Genomic DNA, 5,362 nt, shown 5'->3' with positions numbered 1-5,362 from the left:
CGGTCCGGGGGCCGGCGGCGCAGCCGGCCGAGGCGCTCGCGTTCCACGCCTTCCGCGCCCGGCTGGCGGCGCTGGCCGCCGCGCGGTTCGCCGAGGCCAGGCCGGCCGGCGGTCCCGGGCCCGCCGCCTGGCAGTTCTCCACCGCCCATGTCCAGGCGGAGCTGGTCGACGAACTGGCCACCCGCTACTGGCAGTCCGGGCAGCCGGAGGGGCTCGACTGGTGGCTCCAGGTGCGGGCCAGGCGGGCGGCCTCCGCCTGGGCGGAGGGGAAGCTGCCGTCGGCGCCGCGCTCGGCGTTCGAGCAGTGGCGGTGGGCCAGGATCGGCGTGCTGCTCGTCGCGCTGGGGTCGGCGATCCCGACGCTGGTCCTGCTGGGGAGCGCCCCGGGGATGGCGATGGCGGCGCTCCTGCTCTGCGCCGCCGGCGTCCTGGTGGGCATCGGGGTGGCCAGTCGGCTGGTCGAACTGGCCCTGTTGGCCGAGGAGTTCGCGTCCTTCGGCGAGGAGCAGCGGGAACACGCGGAGTGGCGGGCGTTCCTGCTGGCGCACCGGCCCGTGGACGAGGAGATGGGCCGCTGGCTGGACCTGGACCAGCGGGCGCTGCTGCGGGACGTGCTGCGCGAGCACCGCATGGCGCACCGGGGCATCCAGTTCACGTTCTTCGTGCTGGAGGGCGCGCCGGACTGCGTGCGGGCCAAGGTGCCCAACGGGCCGCCGCGCTACTCGCGTTACGGGCTGAAGCTGTTCGTGCTCACCACGGCCGGGGTGTGGGTGTGCGCCTGGGAGATCGACACGGCGACGTCCCGGCACGACGGGCGCAGGGACTTCGTCTTCCGCTTCGACTCGATCAGCTCGGTGGTGCTCCAGACCGCCGGGGCCCAGGCCGGGGCGACGGGGTGGCAGACGGTGCCGCAGGAGCAGCCGCCGGCCGGTGAGGTGCTGCGCCTGGTGTTGAACAACCGGGAGGACCTGGAGGTGCGGATCGAGACCCACCACCAGCTCGCGTCGGCGGGGGCCAACCTCGGGCAGCTGCGGGACGTGGCGCTGGACGCCTCCGGCGTCTCGGCCGGGTTCCGGGTGCTGGCGGCGCTGGCCACCGAGGGCGAGGAGTGGTTCGGCCTGCGGCGGGCGCAGTCGCGGCGGACGTTCCTCGACGAGGCGGAGCCGGGCGTCGTCGCCGGGGTGCGCTGACGTGGGCCGGGCCGGCGCCCCCCGCCGTGCTGCGGTGGGGACGCCGGCCCGTTCGGTGCGCGGTGCCGGCCCGGGTCGGGCCGGCCGGGGTCAGGAGGTGGGGGCGCCGAACGCCGGGACCACCGAGCCCTGGTAGGTGTCCTCGATGTACTGCCGCACCTCGTCGGAGTTGAGCAGCTCGGCGAGGGTCTGGACCCGGGGGTCGTCCTCGTTGCCGGCCTTGACGGCCAGGAAGTTGGCGTACGGGTTGCCCTCGGCCTCCTCCAGGACCAGCGCGTCCTCGGCCGGGACCAGGTCGGCCTCCAGCGCGAAGTTCCCGTTGATCACGGCGGCGTCGAAGTCCTCCAGGGAGCGGGGCAGCGAGGCGGCCTCCAGCTCCTGGAAGGTGATGCCGTTGTCCTCGGTGACATCGGCCGGGGTGGCGTTGGTGCCCACGCCGTCGGCCAGCTCGATCAGGCCGTTGGCGGCGAGGAGTTGCAGCGCGCGGCCCTCGTTGGTGGCGTCGTTGGGGATGGCGATGGTGGCGCCGTCGCCCAGCTCGTCGGCGCTGGTGAGGTCGTTGGAGTAGAGGCCGAGCGGCTCCAGGTGGACGTTGATCACCGGCACGATGTCGGTGCCCTGCTGGGCGTTGAAGTCGTCCAGGTAGGGCGCGTGCTGGAAGAAGTTGGCGTCCACGTCGCCGTCGTTGACCAGGGTGTTGGGGATCACGTAGTCGGTGACCTCGCGGATGTCGAGGTCGAGCCCGGCCTCCTCGGCGAGGTTGTCCTTGACGAACTGGAGGATCTCCGCCTGGGGAACGGGGGTGGCCGCCACGCTCAACGGTTCGGTGGGGTCGGCCGCCGCGCCGTCGCCCGAGCCACCGCCGGTGTCCGGGTCGGAGTCGGTGCCGCAGGCCGCGAGGGCCAGGGCGAGAGCGGTGGTGGCGGCGAGAACGGCGCCGTGCCTGAGGTTGGTACGCACGAAGAGTGCCTTTCGCTTGCTGCGGGTTGTTACGGGTGCCGGGGGTGACCCGGGGTCTTGGGGGCCGCGCCCGACCGGTGAACGGCGGGGCTCAGCCGGTGCGGGTGCGGCGGGTGACGAGGCGGACGACGCCGTCGCCGATCAGCTGGACCGCGGTGACGATGACCAGCAGGACCGCGACCGTGACGAGCATGAACTCGTCCTCGAAGCGCTGGTAGCCGTAGGTGTAGGCGAGGGTGCCGAGCCCGCCGCCGCCGACGGCGCCGGCCATGGCCGAGTAGCCGATCAGCGCGATCACGGTGGTGGTCAGCCCGGCGATCAGGGACGGCAGGGCCTGCGGCAGCAGCACCTTGCCGACCACGGTCCACGTGCCGCCGCCCATCGCGTGGGCGGCCTCGACCAGCCCGTGGTCCACCTCGCGGATCGCGGTCTCCACCAGCCGCGCGAAGAACGGGATCGCGGCGATGGCCAGCGGCACCACGGCGGCCGTGGGGCCCATCGCCGTTCCGACGACGAAGCGGGTGAACGGGATCAGCGCCACCAGCAGGATGATGAACGGCAGCGAGCGGCCGACGTTGACGATCACGCCGATCGCGCGGTTGGCCACCACGTTGCGCAGCGGGCCTCCCTTGTCGGTGAGGACCAGCAGCACGCCCAGCGGCAGGCCGCCGAGGACCGCGTAGAAGGTGGCCCAGCCGACCATGTAGAGGGTGTCGATCGTGCCCTGGGTGAGCAGCGGCTCCATCTGGGACCAGGTCATCGGGTGCCCTCCGGGGCGAGTTCGTCGGTGGGGCCCTGCTCGGTGGGCGCGGGGCTCCTGTCGAGGGGTGCGGGCCCGGTGGCGGGCGCGGTCTGGGCCGGCAGTTCCACGGTGAGGCCCCGTTCCCGCAGGTAGGCGAGGGCGGCGGCGTTGGTGTCCGGGTGGCCGGGCAGCTCGATGCGCATCCGGCCGACCTGGCGGCCGCCGACGGTCTCCATCGCCGCGCCCAGGATCGACACGTCGACCTCGTGGGTCCTGGCCAGATGGGAGATCACCGGCTGGCCGGCGCTGTCGCCGTGGAAGGTGATGTCCACGACCGTGCGGTCGCCGCCCGGGACGGCCCCGGCGACGGGGAACAGCTCGTGCGCCAGCCGCGAGCCCGGCGTCGCCAGCAGCTCGGAGACCACGCCGGCCTCGACGATCCTGCCCTTCTCCATCAGCGCGGCCGAGTCGCAGACCGCCTTGACCACGTCCATCTCGTGGGTGATCAGCAGGACGGTCAGGCCGAGTTGGCGGTTGAGGTCGCGCAGCAGCTGGAGCACCGAGCGGGTGGTCTCGGGGTCCAGGGCCGAGGTGGCCTCGTCGGAGAGCAGCACCTTCGGGTCGCCGGCCAGCGCCCTGGCGATCCCGACGCGCTGCTTCTGGCCGCCGGACAGCTGCGCCGGGTAGGCCCTGGCCTGGTCGGCGAGGCCCACCAGGTCGAGCAGTTCGAGGGCCTTGCGGGCCCGCTCACGGCGGGTGAGGCCGAGGATCTCCAGCGGCAGTTCGACGTTGCCGCGCACGGTGCGCGAGGAGAGCAGGTTGAAGTGCTGGAAGATCATGCCGATGCCGGTGCGGGCCTGCCGCAGCGAACGGCCCGCGCGGTGGCGGGGTCCGGGGAGGGCGGTCAGGTCCTGGCCGTCAACGGTCACCGTCCCGGAGTCGGGGCGTTCCAGCAGGTTGACGCAGCGGATCAGGGTGGACTTGCCCGCCCCGCTGCGGCCGATGACGCCGTACATCTCGCCGGGCTCGACATGGAGGCTGACGCCGTCGAGCGCGGTGACCTCGCGGCCGCGCGAGCGGTAGACCTTGGTGAGATCCGTGGTGGTGATCACTGGCTTCCATCGCTGTCGGACGGCACACGGACGGCGCACGGCGACGCCGTGCGCCCGGTGCGGGGCAGGGTCAGGGTTGGTGTGCGGGAGCGCGGGGCGGGGTGGCCGGTCGGGGCCGGCGGTCACCGGCGCGCGGCGGAGCGGCGCGGCGGCGCGGTTCGCTTCGGGGCGCGAGGCGCTCGGCGGGGGCCCTCAGCGGTCACACATTCGACACGGACAGTGAGCACCGGGCAACGTCTGCGCCTCGGTCGCCGCGTGATGGCCGCTCGTCGGTGTCATGCCGTCCAGTAAAACAGACCGGTCAGAGCGGGATCGCCACGGTCGGGGGTGCTGTGGCCAACGCCACGTGCGCCCGGCCGGTGTGGGCCGGCCCGGGCGGGGTGGTCGGGGCCGTCTCACGGCCGGGGCCGGCGGTCGGGGGCGGGTGCGGCCGGCGTAGAGTCGTCGCCATGTTCACCCCGTTGACGGTCACGGTCGTGGTGACCGCCCTGCTCCTGGCCGTCTGGTGCGGGTACGCCTCCTTCCGGGACCAGCCGGTGAAGGACTGGCACTACGCGGGTGCGGCCGTGGTCGAACTGCTCACCCTGGCGCAGGCGGTGGTCTCGACGGTCGCCCTCGCCGGCGGGGACCGGCCGGCCGGGGACGGCAGCACGCTGGTCTTCGTCTGCTATCTGGTCGCGGTTCCGCTGTGCCTGCCGATCACCGCCGTGGTGTCGCTGACCGAACGGAACCGCTGGGGTTCGGCGACGGTCGCCGCCGGCGCGGTGGTGCTGGCGGTGCTCCAGGTACGGCTGGCCGACGTGTGGGCGGGGGCCGGCGGTGTCTGAGACGGAACGGACGGAGCGGACGGAACGGCGGGATGGCGCCCGGCTGGACCTGAACTACGGTCCGGGGCGGCTGCTGGTGCTGCTCTACGGGGTCTTCGCGGTGGGCGCGGCCTCGCGCTCCGCGTACCAGCTCTCCACCCGCTTCGACGAGGCGCCGGTCGCGTATCTGCTGTCGGCGGTGGCGGCCGTGGTGTACGCGGTGATCACGTTCTGCCTGGCGCGGGGCGGGGAACGCGCGCGCCGGGTCGGACTGGTGTGCTGCGCGGCCGAGTTGGTGGGGGTGCTGACGGTGGGCACGTGGTCCCTGGTGGACCCGGGCGCCTTTCCCGACGCGACGGTCTGGTCGGACTACGGCATCGGCTATGTCTTCTTCCCGCTGATTCTCCCGCTGACGGGCCTCCGCTGGTTCCGCTGGCGCGGCGCCTCGGGAGCGCCGCCGGCGCCGGGGGCGCCTGCGGCGCCGTCGGGGGCGGAGGGCTGAGTCGGCCGCGCCGCGCGCGGGTCCGGCCGGACGGCGGTCAACGCGTGGCC

The 5,362-nt window shown here is 73.9% G+C and carries 6 protein-coding genes; 3 read left to right on the top strand and 3 right to left on the bottom strand.

The window, feature by feature from the left end:
* Positions 1–1,190: hypothetical protein (locus EBN88_RS30940; protein ID WP_158621570.1), on the top strand; the 1,190-nt coding region annotated here is incomplete at its 5' end.
* Positions 1,191–1,280: 90 nt separating this feature from the next.
* Here the strand turns inward: EBN88_RS30940 and EBN88_RS28250 are convergent.
* The 3 genes from EBN88_RS28250 to EBN88_RS28240 form a co-directional block, all read right to left on the bottom strand.
* A complete protein-coding gene (locus EBN88_RS28250) occupies positions 1,281–2,150 on the bottom strand; it encodes a MetQ/NlpA family ABC transporter substrate-binding protein (RefSeq protein WP_122399867.1) in 870 nt (289 codons plus the stop codon).
* A 91-nt stretch (positions 2,151–2,241) separates the two neighbouring features.
* On the bottom strand, positions 2,242–2,910 hold the full coding sequence (locus EBN88_RS28245; RefSeq protein WP_122399866.1) for a methionine ABC transporter permease: 669 nt from the start codon (positions 2,908–2,910) through the stop codon (positions 2,242–2,244).
* Positions 2,907–4,004, bottom strand: a complete 1,098-nt coding sequence (locus tag EBN88_RS28240) for a methionine ABC transporter ATP-binding protein (protein ID WP_122399865.1) — start codon at positions 4,002–4,004, stop codon at positions 2,907–2,909. The genes EBN88_RS28245 and EBN88_RS28240 overlap by 4 nt, the downstream gene beginning before the upstream one ends.
* A 449-nt stretch (positions 4,005–4,453) precedes the next feature.
* On the opposite strand from EBN88_RS28240, the gene EBN88_RS28235 reads away from it, so the two are divergent.
* Together EBN88_RS28235 and EBN88_RS28230 are read left to right on the top strand one after the other, a co-directional pair.
* Positions 4,454–4,831: a hypothetical protein gene (locus EBN88_RS28235; RefSeq protein WP_122399864.1), complete on the top strand. Its 378-nt coding sequence runs from the start codon at positions 4,454–4,456 to the stop codon at positions 4,829–4,831.
* The gene (locus tag EBN88_RS28230) at positions 4,824–5,312 is read left to right on the top strand and encodes a hypothetical protein (RefSeq protein ID WP_407703477.1); all 489 of its coding nucleotides are present in this window, start codon (positions 4,824–4,826) and stop codon (positions 5,310–5,312) included. Before EBN88_RS28235 ends, EBN88_RS28230 begins: the two co-directional genes overlap by 8 nt.
* Positions 5,313–5,362: the final 50 nt, after the last annotated feature.

It is taken from the genome of Streptomyces triticirhizae, assembly GCF_003696235.1.
Lineage (GTDB): Bacteria > Actinomycetota > Actinomycetes > Streptomycetales > Streptomycetaceae > Streptomyces > Streptomyces triticirhizae.
Note: the sequence above shows the minus strand (reverse complement) of the source record. Positions and strands in the feature narration are given on the sequence as shown.